The 14822-nt window shown below is 69.0% G+C and carries 15 protein-coding genes; 10 read left to right on the top strand and 5 right to left on the bottom strand.

The window, feature by feature from the left end; genetic code table 11:
* Nucleotides 1–135: 135 nt before the first annotated feature.
* Together uvrC and ASV56_RS09930 are read left to right on the top strand one after the other, a co-directional pair.
* Nucleotides 136–2007 (top strand): excinuclease ABC subunit UvrC, encoded by a 1872-nt coding sequence (gene uvrC / locus ASV56_RS09935; RefSeq protein ID WP_062561826.1) that lies wholly within the window; start codon nucleotides 136–138, stop codon nucleotides 2005–2007.
* Nucleotides 2008–2010: 3 nt separating this feature from the next.
* A complete protein-coding gene (locus tag ASV56_RS09930) occupies nucleotides 2011–2787 on the top strand; it encodes a DUF429 domain-containing protein (RefSeq protein ID WP_062561825.1) in 777 nt (258 codons plus the stop codon).
* 18 nt (nucleotides 2788–2805) lie between these two features.
* Here the strand turns inward: ASV56_RS09930 and ASV56_RS09925 are convergent, their stop codons facing one another.
* Entirely contained in the window at nucleotides 2806–3210 is a 405-nt protein-coding gene (locus ASV56_RS09925) for a group II truncated hemoglobin (protein WP_062561824.1), read from the bottom strand.
* 165 nt (nucleotides 3211–3375) lie between these two features.
* Here ASV56_RS09925 and pgsA point away from each other — a divergent pair, with 165 nt between their 5' ends.
* The 4 genes from pgsA to ASV56_RS09905 all read left to right on the top strand — a co-directional run bounded on the left by pgsA (nucleotide 3376) and on the right by ASV56_RS09905 (nucleotide 5715).
* The gene (gene pgsA, locus ASV56_RS09920) at nucleotides 3376–4005 is read left to right on the top strand and encodes a CDP-diacylglycerol--glycerol-3-phosphate 3-phosphatidyltransferase (RefSeq protein ID WP_062562309.1); all 630 of its coding nucleotides are present in this window, start codon (nucleotides 3376–3378) and stop codon (nucleotides 4003–4005) included.
* Nucleotides 3995–4246: a molybdopterin converting factor subunit 1 gene (moaD, locus tag ASV56_RS09915; RefSeq protein WP_062561823.1), complete on the top strand. Its 252-nt coding sequence runs from the start codon at nucleotides 3995–3997 to the stop codon at nucleotides 4244–4246. The genes pgsA and moaD overlap by 11 nt, the downstream gene beginning before the upstream one ends.
* A gap of 1 nt (nucleotide 4247) precedes the next feature.
* Complete coding sequence (locus ASV56_RS09910) at nucleotides 4248–4682, top strand: molybdenum cofactor biosynthesis protein MoaE (RefSeq protein ID WP_062561822.1); 435 nt, start codon at nucleotides 4248–4250, stop codon at nucleotides 4680–4682.
* Nucleotides 4683–4758: 76 nt separating this feature from the next.
* Nucleotides 4759–5715, top strand: coding sequence for an acetyl-CoA carboxylase carboxyltransferase subunit alpha (locus ASV56_RS09905; protein ID WP_062561821.1), 957 nt, complete (start codon nucleotides 4759–4761; stop codon nucleotides 5713–5715).
* Between the two features lie 261 nt (nucleotides 5716–5976).
* On the opposite strand, the gene ASV56_RS09900 is transcribed toward ASV56_RS09905, so the two are convergent.
* Entirely contained in the window at nucleotides 5977–7245 is a 1269-nt protein-coding gene (locus ASV56_RS09900) for a 4-aminobutyrate--2-oxoglutarate transaminase (protein ID WP_062561820.1), read from the bottom strand.
* 101 nt (nucleotides 7246–7346) lie between these two features.
* Here ASV56_RS09900 and ASV56_RS09895 point away from each other — a divergent pair, with 101 nt between their 5' ends.
* Nucleotides 7347–8066 carry a rhomboid family intramembrane serine protease gene (locus tag ASV56_RS09895; RefSeq protein ID WP_062562308.1) on the top strand — a complete coding sequence of 240 codons (720 nt, stop codon included), beginning with the start codon at nucleotides 7347–7349 and terminating at the stop codon, nucleotides 8064–8066.
* On the opposite strand, the gene mnmD is transcribed toward ASV56_RS09895, so the two are convergent.
* Nucleotides 8063–8716 carry a tRNA (5-methylaminomethyl-2-thiouridine)(34)-methyltransferase MnmC2 gene (gene mnmD, locus ASV56_RS09890; RefSeq protein ID WP_062561819.1) on the bottom strand — a complete coding sequence of 218 codons (654 nt, stop codon included), beginning with the start codon at nucleotides 8714–8716 and terminating at the stop codon, nucleotides 8063–8065. The two genes, ASV56_RS09895 and mnmD, sit on opposite strands and share 4 nt — an antisense overlap.
* 46 nt (nucleotides 8717–8762) lie before the next feature.
* Between mnmD and ASV56_RS09885 the strand changes: the two genes are divergently transcribed.
* On the top strand, nucleotides 8763–9764 hold the full coding sequence (locus ASV56_RS09885) for an NAD(P)/FAD-dependent oxidoreductase (RefSeq protein WP_062561818.1): 1002 nt from the start codon (nucleotides 8763–8765) through the stop codon (nucleotides 9762–9764).
* Here the strand turns inward: ASV56_RS09885 and ASV56_RS09880 are convergent.
* Complete coding sequence (locus ASV56_RS09880) at nucleotides 9748–10254, bottom strand: NnrU family protein (RefSeq protein ID WP_062561817.1); 507 nt, start codon at nucleotides 10252–10254, stop codon at nucleotides 9748–9750. The genes ASV56_RS09885 and ASV56_RS09880 overlap by 17 nt on opposite strands.
* A gap of 90 nt (nucleotides 10255–10344) precedes the next feature.
* On the opposite strand from ASV56_RS09880, the gene ASV56_RS09875 reads away from it, so the two are divergent.
* A complete protein-coding gene (locus ASV56_RS09875; protein WP_062561816.1) occupies nucleotides 10345–10905 on the top strand; it encodes a DUF4202 domain-containing protein in 561 nt (186 codons plus the stop codon).
* Nucleotides 10898–11578 carry a sirohydrochlorin chelatase gene (locus ASV56_RS09870; RefSeq protein ID WP_062561815.1) on the top strand — a complete coding sequence of 227 codons (681 nt, stop codon included), beginning with the start codon at nucleotides 10898–10900 and terminating at the stop codon, nucleotides 11576–11578. Before ASV56_RS09875 ends, ASV56_RS09870 begins: the two co-directional genes overlap by 8 nt.
* Nucleotides 11579–11695: 117 nt before the next feature.
* Here the strand turns inward: ASV56_RS09870 and ASV56_RS09865 are convergent, their stop codons facing one another.
* Nucleotides 11696–14785 carry a valine--tRNA ligase gene (locus ASV56_RS09865; protein WP_062561814.1) on the bottom strand — a complete coding sequence of 1030 codons (3090 nt, stop codon included), beginning with the start codon at nucleotides 14783–14785 and terminating at the stop codon, nucleotides 11696–11698.
* Nucleotides 14786–14822: the final 37 nt, after the last annotated feature.

The raw sequence follows: 14822 nt of genomic DNA, 5'->3' as shown, positions 1-14822 counted from the left end.
CCAACAAACGCTTGCGGATCGACCGCTGCTCCCAAGCTGATTCACAGAGTTATCCCCAGATTCCGTGGACAGGATTCTGCTTGAACTTCCACGCCGGAACTTGCAGCGCGGCTCCAGAATCATTTCGTTAACAGCATGACCGATTCCACCCCAGACAAGCGGCCCGCCAAGACCGGCCACACGCTGATCCAGGACTATCTGAAGACGCTCGACGGCTCGCCGGGGGTCTATCGCATGCTGGATGGCCAGGGGGCGGTGCTTTACGTCGGCAAGGCGCGCAACCTGCGGGCGCGGGTGTCGAACTATGCCCGCCCGGCCGGCCATTCGGGGCGCATCGCCCGGATGATCCGCGAAACCTGCTCGATGATGTTCCTGACCACGCGCACCGAAACCGAGGCGCTGCTCTTGGAACAGAACCTGATCAAGCAGCTGAAGCCGCGCTACAACGTGCTGCTGCGCGACGACAAGTCCTTCCCGAACATCTTGGTCGCCAAGGCGCATCCCTTTGCCCAGATCAAGAAGCATCGCGGCGCCAAGTCGGAAAAGGGCGACTATTACGGCCCCTTCGCCAGCGCCGGGGCGGTGAACCGGACGCTGAACCAGTTGCAGCGGGTGTTCCTGCTGCGCAGCTGCACCGATGCGACATTCAGCAGCCGCACCCGGCCCTGCCTGCTCTATCAGATCAAGCGCTGCTCGGCGCCCTGCGTCGGCCGCATCGAACAGGCGGATTACGCCGCGCTGGTGCTGGATGCCGAACGCTTCCTGCAGGGCAAGTCCACCGCCGTGCAGGCCAACCTGGCGCGCGAGATGGCCGAGGCGGCCGAGGCGATGGAATACGAACGCGCCGCCGCGCTGCGCGACCGCATCAAGGCGCTGACCGCGGTGCAATCGGTGCAGGCGATCAACCCGCGCGGCGTGCCCGAGGCCGACGTGATCGCGCTGCATATGGAGGGCGGCCAGGCCTGCGTGCAGGTCTTCTTCATCCGCGGCAACCAGAGCTGGGGCAACCGCGACTTCTACCCCCGGCTCAACGGCGTCGAATCCGCCGACGAGGTGATGCAGGCCTTCATCGCGCAATTCTACGACGGCAAGGTGCCGCCGCGCATGGTCCTGCTGTCGCATGGCATCGAGGACCCCGACCTGATGGCCGAGATCCTGACCGCAAAGGCCGGCCGCAAGGTGGTGCTGGGCGTGCCGCAGCGCGGCGAAAAGGCCGAGCTGGTGGAGAACGCCCTGCGCAACGCGCGCGAGAGCCTGGCCCGCCGCATGTCGGAAAGCGCGGCCCAGGCGCGGCTGCTCGAGGGTCTGGCCGAGGCCTTTGACCTGCCCGCCGTGCCGCAGCGCATCGAGGTCTATGACAACAGCCATATCCAAGGCACCAATGCCGTCGGCGGCATGGTCGTCGCCGGCCCCGAGGGCTGGATCAAGAGCCAGTATCGCAAGTTCAACATCAAGGGCACCGAGATCACCCCCGGCGACGATTTCGGCATGATGAAAGAGGTTCTGACCCGGCGCTTCTCGCGCCTGCTGAAAGAGGATCCCGACCGCCAGACCGACGCCTGGCCCGATCTGCTGCTGATCGACGGCGGCGCCGGACAGGTCTCGGCGGTGCATCAGATCATGGCGGACATGGGGGTCGAGGACATCCCGATGGTCGGGGTCGCCAAGGGCCTCGACCGCGACCACGGCAAGGAGGAATTCCACCGCTTCGGCCAGCGCCCCTTCGCTCTGCGCATGAACGATCCGGTGCTGTATTTCGTCCAGCGCCTGCGCGACGAGGCGCATCGCTGGGCCATCGGCACGCATCGCGCCAAGCGCGCCAAGGCGGTGATGGCGAATCCGCTGGACGAGATCGCGGGCGTCGGCGCCAGCCGCAAGCGCGCCCTGCTCCAGCATTTCGGCAGCGCCAAGGCGGTCAGCCGCGCCGGCCTCGCCGACCTGGTCGCGGTCGAGGGCATCAGCGAATCGCTGGCACAGAAGATCGTGGATCACTTCCAGAAGGGCTAGTGCATGACGGTGGTGTTGGGAATCGACGCCGCCTGGACGGCCCATAACCCCAGCGGTCTGGCATTGGCCACGCAAGACCAGGGGAAGTGGTCCCTGCACTCCGTCTGGCCCAGCTACGCCGATTTCCTGGACGCACCGATGCCAAGCGCCGCCGATCTGCCGGACAGGGTGGCAAGCCTTTGCGGCCGGTATCCCGATCTCATCGCGGTGGACATGCCGCTGTCGGACCTGCCGATCACCGCGCGCCGCGCAGCGGACCGCGAGGTGAGTCGCGCCTATGGCGGACGGGCTGCCGCCACGCATTCGCCCTCGGCATTGCGGCCTGGACCGATCGCCGACCGGATGCGGCAGGAGCTCGGCAGCAGGGGCTATGAGCTGCGGCATTCGGCCCGCCCCGACGGACGGCTGGCCGAGGTCTATCCCCACCCCGCATTGATCGAACTGCTGCAGGCACCCAGAAGGCTGCCTTACAAAATCCAGCGCGCGGGAAAATACTGGCCCGATCTTCCGCCTTCGGCTCGGCGGGCGAACCTGCGCATCGAATGGACCCGCATCCTGAAAACCTTGGAGAATCTGCTGCCCGGCACGCGGAATGCCTTGGCGATGCCGCCGACCGATGCCAGCCTTGCATCGCTGAAATACTTCGAGGATCAGCTGGATGCCATCATATGCGCGGCTGTTGCGGTCGAGATCATCGAAGGGCGCGCCACATCATACGGCGACGCGACGGCTGCGGTATGGATACCGACGCCGCGTCCCTGCGCAGACGTCTCGCTGTAATCGGGGCGGCCCCGGGCCTCAGTCCCGGTTCCGCGAGGTCTCGGCCGCGACGGCGAAATGCCGCATCAGCTGCGCCGCCAGGTCCGGGGCGATGCCGCGCTGTGCGATGGCCTTTTCCATGCAGGCCAGCCACAGGTCGCGCATCTCGGGGCCGATGGGGACATGCTCGTGGATCTCGCGCAGGCGGGAATGGCCGTGGCGCATGACGTAATGCTGCGGCCCGCCGAAAAAGCCGCACAGGTAATTGAACTGCTCCGCCCGCGAATGCGCGACGCCCGAGCCTTGCAGGTGCAGCTGGTGCAGCGGCTGCGCCGCCTCGTCCTGCTCGATGATGTCGTAAAACAGCTCGACCAGCGCGCGCACGCCCTCCTCGCCGCCCAGGCGGGCGAACAGCGAATCCTTCTTTTGTCCGGCAAAATACATGGGGCCCTCCGCAAGCCACGGCCGCAGCCTAGCAGGAAAATGACCGATTCGCGGCAGAAAATGTGCTTTTCGGGAAAGAATTATTCCCGGATAGAAAGCAGGCGCGCGCGGCCCGCCGCGTCTGGCCCCTTCCCCCCGGCCGCACAAGCGCCTAGATTGCAGGCCATGCGCTGGACCTTGCCCAATATCCTGACCGTTCTGCGACTTGCGGCCGCGCCGCTGGTGCCGCTGATGTTCTTTTTCCTCAGCCGGCCTTTCGCGGATTTCGCGGCGCTGGCGCTGTTCCTGGTCGCCGCGGTCACCGACTGGTTCGACGGCTATCTGGCGCGCGCCTGGGGCCAGGAAAGCCGCTTCGGCGCCGCCATGGACCCGATCGCCGACAAGGCCATGGTCATCATCGCCGTCGTGGTCATCACCGGCTATTCCGGGATGAACCCCTGGCTGATCCTGCCCTCGACCGTGATCCTGTTCCGCGAGGTCTTCGTCTCGGGCCTGCGCGAATTCCTGGGCGACCAGTCGCGGATGCTGAAGGTCACCCGGCTGGCGAAATGGAAGACCACGGCGCAGATGGTCGCCATCGCCGTGCTGTTCCTGGGCACCGGGCTGAACTATTACGAGACCGGCCACCCGCCCCTGGTGGGCGAGACCAGCCTGCCCTGGTCCGACAGCTGGTCGGACCTGGCGACGCAGGCCGGGCTCCTGCTGTTCTGGATCGCCGCCGTGCTGACCGCGATCACCGGCTGGGATTACTTCGACAAGGCCCGGCCCTTCCTGAGGGATTCCGATGGCCGTTGACGTGCTCTATTTCGCCTGGCTGCGCGAACGCATCGGCCAGCCGCGCGAGCGGATCGAGACCCGGGCCGCGACCGTGCGCGACCTGGTGGCCGAGCTGGTGGCGCTGGACGAATGGCATGCCGCCGCGCTGTCGGACCTGGCGGCGGTGCGCGTCGCGCTGGACCAGGAACTGGCCGATCTCGACGCGCCGCTGGCCGGCGTGCGCGAGGTGGCCTTCTTCCCGCCGATGACCGGAGGCTGAGATGTCCGCCCGGGTGCAAAGCGAGTCCTTCGACCTCGGCGCCGAACTCTCGGGCTTCGGCGCCGGCGCCGGCGCCATCGTGACCTTTTCGGGCCTGGTGCGCGACGAGGGCGGCCGGCTGGTCGCGCTGGAGATCGAGCATTATCCCGGCATGACCGAAAAGGCGCTGGCCGCCTATGGCGCCGAGGCGGCGCAGCGTTTCGGCCTGTCGGATTGGCGCGTGATTCACCGCCATGGCCGGCTGGCGGTGGGCGAGCCGATCATGATGGTCGCGACCGCCGCCCGCCACCGCCAGGCCGCCTTCGCGGCGGCGGAATACCTGATGGACTGGCTGAAGTCGCGCGCCCCGTTCTGGAAGCGCGAAATCGGCCCCGGCGGTGCCGGCGCTTGGGTCGAGGCCCGGTCCGAGGACGAGGACGCGCTGTCGCGGTGGTGACGCGCACGTTGCAATCCGGGGCCCGGACAAGCATATAGTCCCCGCAGATGGACCGGATCACAGTGCGGAGCCCCGAATGACCTATCTCGAGTTCGAAAAGCCCCTCGCCGACCTGGAAGGCAAGGCCGAGGAGTTGCGGGTGCTGGCCCGCAAGGGCGAAGGCGTCGATCTCGAGAAAGAGGCCGCGGCGCTCGACAAGAAGGCCGGCGACATGCTGCGCGACCTCTATCGCCAGCTCGATCCCTGGCGCAAGACCCAGGTCGCCCGCCACCCCGAACGCCCGCATTGCCGCGACTATATCGAGGCACTCTTCACCGAATACACGCCCCTGGCCGGCGACCGCGCCTTTGGCGAGGATCACGCCGTCATGGGCGGCCTGGCGCGGTTCCGCGACGCGCCCTGCGTGGTGATCGGCCATGAAAAGGGCAATGACACAAAGTCGCGCATCACCCACAATTTCGGCATGGCCCGGCCCGAGGGCTATCGCAAGGCGATCCGGCTGATGGACATGGCCGACCGCTTCCGCCTGCCGGTGATCACGCTGGTCGACACGCCCGGCGCCTATCCCGGCAAGGGCGCCGAGGAACGCGGCCAGTCCGAGGCCATCGCCCGCTCGACCCAGAAATGCCTGCAGATCGGCGTGCCGCTGGTCTCGGTCATCATCGGCGAGGGCGGATCGGGCGGCGCCGTGGCCTTCGCCACCGCGAACCGCATCGCCATGCTGGAGCATTCGATCTATTCGGTGATCTCGCCCGAGGGCTGCGCCTCGATCCTGTGGAAGGATGCCGAGAAGATGCGCGAGGCCGCCACGGCGCTGAAGCTGACGGCGCAGGACCTGAAGAAACTGGGCGTGATCGACCAAATCATCGCCGAGCCGCTGGGCGGCGCCCAGCGCGCCCCCCAGGACGCCATGGCCGCCGTGGGCGACGCCATCGCCGCCATGCTGGCCGAGCTCGACGGCAAGAAGCCGGCCGAACTGGTCAAGGACCGGCGGCAGAAGTTCCTGCACATGGGCTCCAAGGCGCTGGCCTGACCCCGCCGCCCGGGCCGCGGGAGTATTTGAAAAACGGTGAAAGCCCGGGCGATCCGCGCGGCCGGGCACTGTCCTGCAGCTTTCTCTGTTTCGGAAATACCCCGCCGACTGCTCTCATGCGCGCGGCCGTTTGGGTATTTGAGGAACGAAGAAGCCATGGCCTCTCGCCCCCTAGGCGCCGCCCCGGGCCTGCTTTCTTCCGTTTTTCAAATACCCGGCCGGCCGCGACCGGGGGCGCGGCCGGTGCCGGTTGACCCCGGATCAGCCGCGGGCGGCGCGGATCGACTCCTCGATGATGTCCAGCGCCTCGTCGAAGACCGCGTCGGGGATGGTCAGCGGCGCCAGGAAGCGGATCACGTTGCCGTAGACGCCGCAGGTCAAGAGGATCAGGTTGCGCTTCAGCGCCTCCTCGCGCACCCGGTTGGTCAGCTCGGGGTTGGGCTTGTCGCTGCCGGCGATGTTGAACTCGACCGCGTTCATGAAGCCGGGGCCGCGAATGTCGACGATCTCGGGCACCGCCTCGGCAAGGCCGGCCAGGCGCTGCTTCAGCCGCTGGCCGAGCCGGGTGGCGCGGTCGCAAAGCTGCTCCTCCTCGATCACGTCCAGCACGGCATGGGCGGCCGCGACGGCCAGCGGGTTGCCGGCATAGGTGCCGCCCAGGCCGCCGGGCTGCGGGCTGTCCATCACCTCGGCCCGGCCGGTGACGGCGCTGATCGGCAAGCCCCCGCCCAGACCCTTGGCCATGGTGGTGAGGTCGGCCGCGACGCCGTGGTGCTCCATGGCGAACAGCTTGCCGGTGCGGGCGAAGCCGGTCTGCACCTCGTCCGCGATCAGGAGGATCGAATACTGGTCGCAGATCTGGCGCAGGCGCTGGATGAAGCCGGCGGGCGCCTCGTAGAAGCCGCCCTCGCCCTGCACCGGCTCGATGATGATCGCCGCGACCCGCGCCGGGTCGATGTCGGATTTGAACAGCCGGTCCAGCGCCGCCAGCGCGTCCTCGGCCGTCACGCCATGGGTGGTGTTCGGGAAAGGCAGGTGCCAGATGTCGTTCATCATCGGCCCGAAGCCGGCCTTGTAGGGCTGGACCTTGCCGGTCAGCGACATGCCGAGGAAGGTGCGGCCGTGGAAGCCGCCGGAAAAGGCGATCACCCCGGCGCGGCCGGTATGGTGGCGGGCGATCTTGATGGCGTTTTCCACCGCCTCGGCGCCGGTGGTGTAGAAGGCGGTCTTCTTCGGCCCCTTGCCCGGCACCGCGGCGTTCAGCCGCTCGGCCAGGGCGACGTAATTCTCGTAGGGCACGACCTGGTGGCAGGTATGGGTGAAGCGGTCGAGTTGCTCCTTGACCGCCGCGATCACCTTCGGGTGGCGGTGGCCGGTGTTGACGACCGCGATGCCGGCGGCGAAATCGATGTAGCGATTGCCGTCCTTGTCCCAGATCTCGGCGTTTTCGGCGCGCTCGGCATAGACCTGCGTGGTCATGCCGACGCCGCGCGAGATGGCGGCGTTCTTGCGGTCGGTCAGGCTGGTCATCGGCGCCTCCTCGGATGCGATTCGGGGGTGATGCTATACGCGGCTCGGGGATCCGAACAGGGCCGCTTGCGCGCGCCCATGCGATGCTTCAGGCTGCGGCCATGTTCCCGATCCGCGACCACAACCCCTCCGAGCGCACGCCCCATGTCACCTATGGGCTGATCGTCCTGAACCTTGCGCTGTTCCTGCTGACCATGCCCTGGGCCGGCGGCCAGGTCGGGCTCTGGGACCGGCTGGCGCTGTATCCGGTCGCGATCACGCATGGCGCATGGCTGTGGGGGCTGGTGACGCATATGTTCCTGCATGCCGGCATCATGCATATCGCCGGCAACATGCTGTTCCTGTGGGTCTTCGGCGACAATCTCGAGGACCAGATGGGCCCCTTGGGCTTCTTGGGCTTCTACCTGACCTGCGGGCTGGCGGCGGCCGGCGGCCAGATCGTCGCCGACCCCGGCAGCGGCGTGCCCATGGTCGGGGCCTCGGGCGCCATCGCCGGGGTGATGGGGGGCTATCTTCTGATGTTCCCGCGCGCCCGGGTCGATGTCATCGCCATCATCATCGTCATCATCCGCCGCTTCACCATCCCGGCCTGGGTGCTGCTTCTGGCCTGGTTCGGCATCCAGCTGGTCTCGGGCGCCATCGGGGCCGAGGACGGCGTCGCCTATGTCGCCCATGCCGCCGGCTTCCTCGCCGGCATCGTGCTGGCGCTGCCGCTGTTCCTGCGCCGCGGCGGCCCCGCCTTCTGGCGCCGCACCCACGGCCGGCCGCCGCATGCGGCGCTGGCGTTTCCGCCCTCGCGCATTCCGCAGGTGCGCCGCTAGAGCCGGCCCCGGCTCATGTGGCGCTTGCCGGCAAAGCCCGGCGCGCGGCTGACCGCAAAGCCCGCCGCCGCCAGCGCCCGGCGCACATGGCCGGCGGCGGTATAGGTCGCGAATGTGCCGCCCGGCGCGGTATGGCGGGCGACCTCGGCCATCAGCGGCTCACCCCAAAGCTCGGGGTTCTTCGCCGGCGAAAAGCCGTCGAGGAACCAGGCATCCGCCCGGCCTTGCCACGTGGGCAGCGCGGCGCGCGCATCGCCGACGATGATCTCGGCACTGACGGGGCCGACCTGGAAACGCCGGGCGGGCCAGCCGGCGCGCAACGCCTCGGCCAGCGGCGCCAGTTCGGGAAAGGCGGCATGGGCGCGGGCCAGTTCGTCCAGTTCCATCGGAAAGGCCTCGAAACTGGTGAAGCGGACCGGGACCGTCGCCACCTGCGCCAGCGCCAGCAGGTTCAGCCCGGTGCCGAAGCCCAGCTCGGCGATGTGAAAGCCGGGCACCAGCCGCGCCGGCAGGTCGTTTCCGGCCAGGAAGACATGCCGGGTTTCCTCGAGCCCGCCGTTCAGGCTGAAATACGGGTCGTCGAACCGGGTCGAGACCGGGATGCCGCCCTCGCGCCATGCCAGCGCCGCGCTCTGGTCGGGATCGCTCATTCGCGCTAACTCCTGTTTTCCGGCAGATGCGGCAAGGGGCGGCGGGATGGCAAGCGAAATCACGGTGGCGGGCGCGGGGATCTATGGCCTCGCCTGCGCATGGGAGCTGGCGCGGCGCGGCCGGCCGGTGCGCGTGGTCGAGATCGCGCGCATCGGCGCCGGCGCCTCGGGCGGCACGGTGGGCGCGCTGGCCCCGCACGCGCCGGAAAACTGGAACGACAAGAAGCAGGTGCAACTGGACGCGCTGACCGGCGCCGAGGCCTGGTGGGCCGAGGTGGCCCGAACCGGCGGCGTGGATCCCGGCTATGCCCGCACCGGCCGCAACCAGCCCGTCCTGCCGGGGACCGAGGCGCGCATGGCCGAGCGCATCGCCGCCGCCCGCCGCCATTGGCCCGCCTGGGCGACGATGCAGATCACCGACGCGCCGCAGGGCCCGCTGGTGCCGCCGTCCGGGACCGGGCTGTGGCTGGTCGACCGGCTGACGGCGCGCATCAGCCCGCGCCGGGCCGGGACGGCGCTGGCCGCCGCGATCCGCGCGCGCGGCGGCATCATCGAGGAAGGCGCCAGCACAAAAGGCCCGGCGATCTGGGCCACCGGCTGGACCGGGCTGGCGCCCTTCGGCGGCGGCGGCGTCAAGGGCCAGTCGGCGCTGCTCGCATTCGCCGCTCCCGAGGCGCCGCAGGTCTTTGCCGAGGGGCTGCATATCGTGCCGCATGCCGACGGGACGGTGGCGGTCGGCTCGACCTCGGAACGCGACGTGACCGAGCTTGGCACCGATGCGCAGCTTCAGGCGCTGATCGACAAGGCCCGGGCGCTGTGCCCGGCGCTGGCCGATGCGCCGGTGGTGGACCGCTGGGCCGGCATCCGGCCGCGCGCGCTGTCCCGGGCGCCGCTCTTGGGGCCATGGCCCGGCCGGCCGGGGCATTACGTCGCCAATGGCGGCTTCAAGATCGGCATCGCCATGGCGCCGGCCTGCGCGGCGATGCTCGCGGACCTGATCCTCGACGCGCGGGACCGCATCCCCGAGGGGTTCAGGGTGCCGGGCTGACGCCGATCACCAGCGGATGCAGGTGATAGAGCGCGATCCAGATCAGCGGCACCAGCGCCAGCCGCCACCAAGCCAGCCGCCAGACCAGCAGCCGCCGCATCATCACCAGCCCCAGCAGGGCATAACCCAGCAGGAGCCCGAACAGGATCACATGCGCCAGGTCGCCATTGGCCAGCAGATGCGCCCCGCCCCACAGCGTAAAAGCCAGCATCAGCCCGCCCATGCCGCCGACCAGCGCCGCCAGCACCGCGACGGGCATGGCGATGTTCACCAGCCAGCGCGTCCAGGGCCACTGCGGCCAGATCTCGACGAAGGGCGCCCGCCCCGCCGCCACGATCAGCCAGTAAAGCAGCCCCAGCGACAGCAGGCTGTAGCCGATGACATAGGCCCGCTTGCCGAAGCGCGCGACCAAGGGCCCGCGCAGCCGCGCCGGGATGACATGCGAGCCCAGAAAAGCGGCCAGCGCCAGGGCGAATTCCAACCATTCCATGCCTTGAACCTAGCCCCGGCGCCAGGCCCCCGCAATCCGCATTGACCCGGCCCCCGCCTGCGGCATGATGGCGCAAAAAGGATCCCGCCCATGACCCGCCTTCAGACCGCTTTCGACGCCATCGACCAGGCCAATGCCGCCGACCCGCATCTTCAGGACGGCGAGCCCCGCGAACTCCTCTATGGCCAGCGCATGACAGCCGAGCAGCGGGCGCTCTACCCCGACGCCTCCGAGCCGCTGCAGATCGCCTGCCGCGGGCAGCATGTCGAACGCTGGCTCCTGCCGCGCGACGCCTATCCGATGGACCGGCCCGGCTACCTGGCCTGGCGCACCGAACAGGGCCGGCGCCACGCCGCCCGCGTGGCCGGGATCATGCAGGCGGCGGGCTATGATCCCGAATCCATCGCCCATGCCGAGAAGATGCTGACGAAACAGGGCATCAAACGCGACCCCGAGGTGCAGGCGCTCGAGGACGTGGCCTGCTTCACCTTCATCCGCTGGTATCTCGGCCCCTTCGCCGAAACCCGCGACGCCGAGGAATTGCAGCGCATCGTCGAAAAGACCGCGCGCAAGATGTCGCCGCAGGCGCGCAGCATCGCGCTGACCGAATTCGCCATCCCCGAACCCTTCGCCGCGGCCTTCCGTGCCTAGGGCGCTCATCGTCGCCCACGGCCAGCCCGGCGCCCCCGGCCCGCAGCAAGCCGCCATCGAGGCGCTGGCCGCCCGCATCCCGCTGCCCGGGGTGACCATCCGGGGCGCGACGCTCGCCATGCCCGGCGCGCTGGACGGTGCCGATGACGCCATGCTGGTCTATCCGCTGTTCATGGCGGCGGGCTGGTTCACGCGCAGCGAACTGCCGCGCCGCCTGGCCTTGGCCGGCGCCCCCAAGGCCCGCATCCTGCCGCCCTTCGGCGCCGATGCCGGCCTGCCCGCGCTCGCCCGCCGCCTGCTCTCACAAGCCAGCGCAGCGCAAGGCTGGGCCCTGGACGAAACCCACGTCCTGCTCGCCGCCCACGGCTCCGGCCGCTCGCGCGCCCCGGCCGAGGCGGCGCGCAAGATGGCCGCGGACCTCGCGCCCCTGACCGTCACCTGCGGCTTCATCGAGGAACCGCCCCGTCTCGCCGAGGCCGCCCGCGCCCTGCCCGCGCGCGCGCTCTGCCTGCCGCTCTTCGCCACCAGCGCCGGGCACGTCACCGACGACCTGCCCCAGGCACTGGCCGAGGCCGGCTTCCGCGGCATCACCCTGCCCGCCATCGGCCTCGCCCCCGAGGTGCCGGCAATGATCGCCGCCAGCATCAAGGCCGCCCTTACCGAGCGGCCCTGAGCTTCTTTGCTCTGCAAATACCCACGGCAACCGCGCCACCGCCGCCGCACCAGGCCTTGGGAAAACCGCGGCTTTCACCGTTTCCCAAATACTCCGGCAGCCGCGCGGCGGGGCGCCTCACATCGCCGCCAGTTGCCCCAGCGCCGCCCGGATCCGCGCCAGATCGTCCTCCAGCGCGGCCAGCTTCTCGCGCGTTTCCTCGATCACCTCCGGCTCGGCGTTCTCGACGAATTTCGGATTGCCCAGCCGGCCGCGCAACCCGCCGGCATCCTTCTCGGCCTTGGCGGCGGCCTTCTCCAGCCGCGCCGTCTCGGCCGCGACGTCGATCATCTCGCCCACCGGCAGGGCAAAGCTCGCCCCCAGCGCCGCGACCGCGATCATGCCCGGCCCCATCGCCCCTTCGCGCGGCGGGTTCACCCGTGCCAGCCGCTCGACCAGCGGGCCATTGGCGGCCAGCGCCGCACGGGCGGCCGCGTCGGCTTCGGTCACGATCAGGTCGGGCCGCGCCCCGGCCGGCACGCCGATCTGGGCGCGGGCCGAGCGGATGTTCTCGATCACCGAAATCACCCAGTTCATCTGCCGGTCGGCCTCGGCATCGATCAGCTCGGAGCCGTAGTCCGGCCAGTCGCCATGCACCAGCGGCTTGGCGCGCGCGCCGGTCAGCGCCCAGAGCTCCTCGGTGACGAAGGGCATGATCGGGTGCAAGAGCAGATAGCACTGGTCCAGCACCCAGCCCATCGTCGCCTGGGTCTCGTCGCGATAGCCGCCGTCGAACAGCGGCTTCGAGAATTCCACATACCAGTCGCAGACCTTGCCCCAGACAAAGGCGTAAAGCCCGGTCGCGGCGTCGTTGAAGCGGAACCCCGCCAGCGCCTCGTCGGTGGCCTGGCGGATGCGGGCGACCTCGCCGATGATCCAGCGGTTCACCACATGCGCGGGCGCCGGGCGGGCGCCGCCGCCCCTGACGCCGTTCATCTCGGCAAAGCGGCTGGCGTTCCAGATCTTGGTGACGAAGTTGCGGTTCGCCTCGACATGCTTCGGCCCCAGCTTGGGGTCGCGGCCCATCGCCGCCATGCTGGTCAGGGTGAAGCGCAGCGCGTCGGCGCCGTATTGGTCGATCAGCACCAAGGGGTCGATGACGTTGCCTTTCGACTTCGACATCTTGGCGCCCTTTTCGTCGCGCACGAGGCCGTGGACATAGACGGTGCGGAACGGCACGTCGCCCACCACCGCCAGTTGCATCATCATCATCCGGGCGACCCAGAAGAAGATGATGTCAAAGCCGGTGACCAGCACGTCGGTCGGGAAATACCGGCGCAGCTCGGGCGTGGGTTCGGGCCAGCCCAGCGTGCCGATCGGCCACAGACCCGAGGAAAACCAGGTGTCCAGCACATCGGGATCGCGCCAGACCGGATAGACCAGCCTGGTCGGATCCTGCGTCAGGTTATAGTCGGCCAGCCCCTGGGCAAAGGCATCGACCGCCGCCTCGCGGTCCTCGACCTCGATCACCCGGGCGATTTCCAGCGGCTGCGGCAGGTCGGCCAGCGCGTCGCGGAACTTCTGCGCCACATCGGCGAAATTCGCCGCGCATTGCAGCAGGTCGTCGCCATGGACCAGCCCTTCCTCCAGCAGCGCGAAGATCTCGACGTCGTCCAGCGCGCCGTCGTGGTCGTCATCGACCTGGCCTTCCAGCCGCAGGTCCAGCCCATACCACACCGGGATCTGATGCCCCCACCACAGCTGGCGCGAGATGGTCCAGGGCTCGATGTTCTCGAGCCAGTTGAAATAGACCTTGCGGTGCTGCTCGGGCAGGATCTCGGTGCGGCCATCGCGCACCGCCTCCAGCGCCGGTCCGACGATCTTCGGCGTATCGACGAACCACTGGTCGGTCAGCATCGGCTCGATCACCACGCCCGAGCGGTCGCCGAAGGGCTGCATGATCGGCTTCGAGTCGACCAGGGGCCGGCGTTCCAGATGCTCGGCGCCGGTCTCCTTGTCGATTTCCTTGTGCAGATAGGTGACGGCCAGCCCCTCGTCGGTGATCGCCGCGATCACGCGCTTGCGGGCGTCGTAGCGGTCCAGCCCGCGCAACTCCTCGGGCACCAGGTTGACCGAGGACACGTCGCCCACATCCTCGCCCCGCGCCGCCCGCGTGGCGATCTCGGCGCTTTCCTCATAGCTCAGACCGTCCGCGCGCATGGCGCCCTTGCCGTCCATCAGCGCATAGAGCGGAATGCCATTGCGCATCGCCACTGCATAGTCGTTGAAGTCATGCGCGCCGGTGATCTTGACCGCGCCCGAGCCGAAATCCGGGTCCGGGTATTCGTCGGTGACGATCGGGATCAGCCGGCGATGCTGTTTCGGGCCGACCGGGATTTCCACCAGCTTGCCGACGATGGGCGCATAACGGGCGTCGTCCGGATGCACCGCGACCGCGCCGTCGCCCAGCATGGTCTCGGGGCGGGTGGTGGCGATGCTGATATAGTCCCGCGTCTCGCGCAGGGTGACGTTGCCGTCGGCGTCGCGCTCGATGTATTCATAGGTCTCGCCGCCGGCCAGCGGGTACTTGAAATGCCACATATGGCCGGGCACTTCGCGGTTCTCGACCTCCAGGTCGGAAATCGCGGTCTCGAAATGCGGGTCCCAGTTCACCAGCCGCTTGCCGCGATAGATCAGCCCCTTGTCGAACATCTCGACAAAGACCTTGATGACGGCATCGTGGAAATTGCCCTCCTCGCCCGCCGGGGCGCCGGGGGCGCCGGACATGGTGAAGGCATTGCGCGACCAGTCGCAGGACGCGCCCAGGCGTTTCAGCTGGTTGACGATGGTGTCGCCGGATTCCTGCTTCCAGGCCCAGACCTTCTGCAGGAAGGCCTCGCGCCCGATCTCGCGCCGGCCGGGCTCCTGGCGCTCGGCCATCCGGCGCTCGACCACCATCTGGGTGGCGATGCCGGCATGGTCCTGGCCGGGCTGCCACAGCGTGTCGAAGCCGCGCATCCGGTGCCAGCGCACCAGGATGTCCTGCAGCGTATTGTTCAGCGCGTGGCCGATATGCAGGCTGCCCGTGACATTCGGCGGCGGGATCACGACCGAGAAGGTTTCCGCGCGCGAGGCATTGGCCCCCGCCGCGAAGGCATCGCTTGCCGCCCATTCCGCCGCGATCCGCGCCTCGGCGGCAGCGGCGTCGAAGTTCTTGTCCATGGCCATGTCGTCACCCCTTGAATTGCCCAAGGGGATAGCGAAA

Source organism: Paracoccus aminovorans (genome assembly GCF_001546115.1).
GTDB lineage: Bacteria > Pseudomonadota > Alphaproteobacteria > Rhodobacterales > Rhodobacteraceae > Paracoccus > Paracoccus aminovorans_B.
Note: the sequence above shows the minus strand (reverse complement) of the source record. Positions and strands in the feature narration are given on the sequence as shown.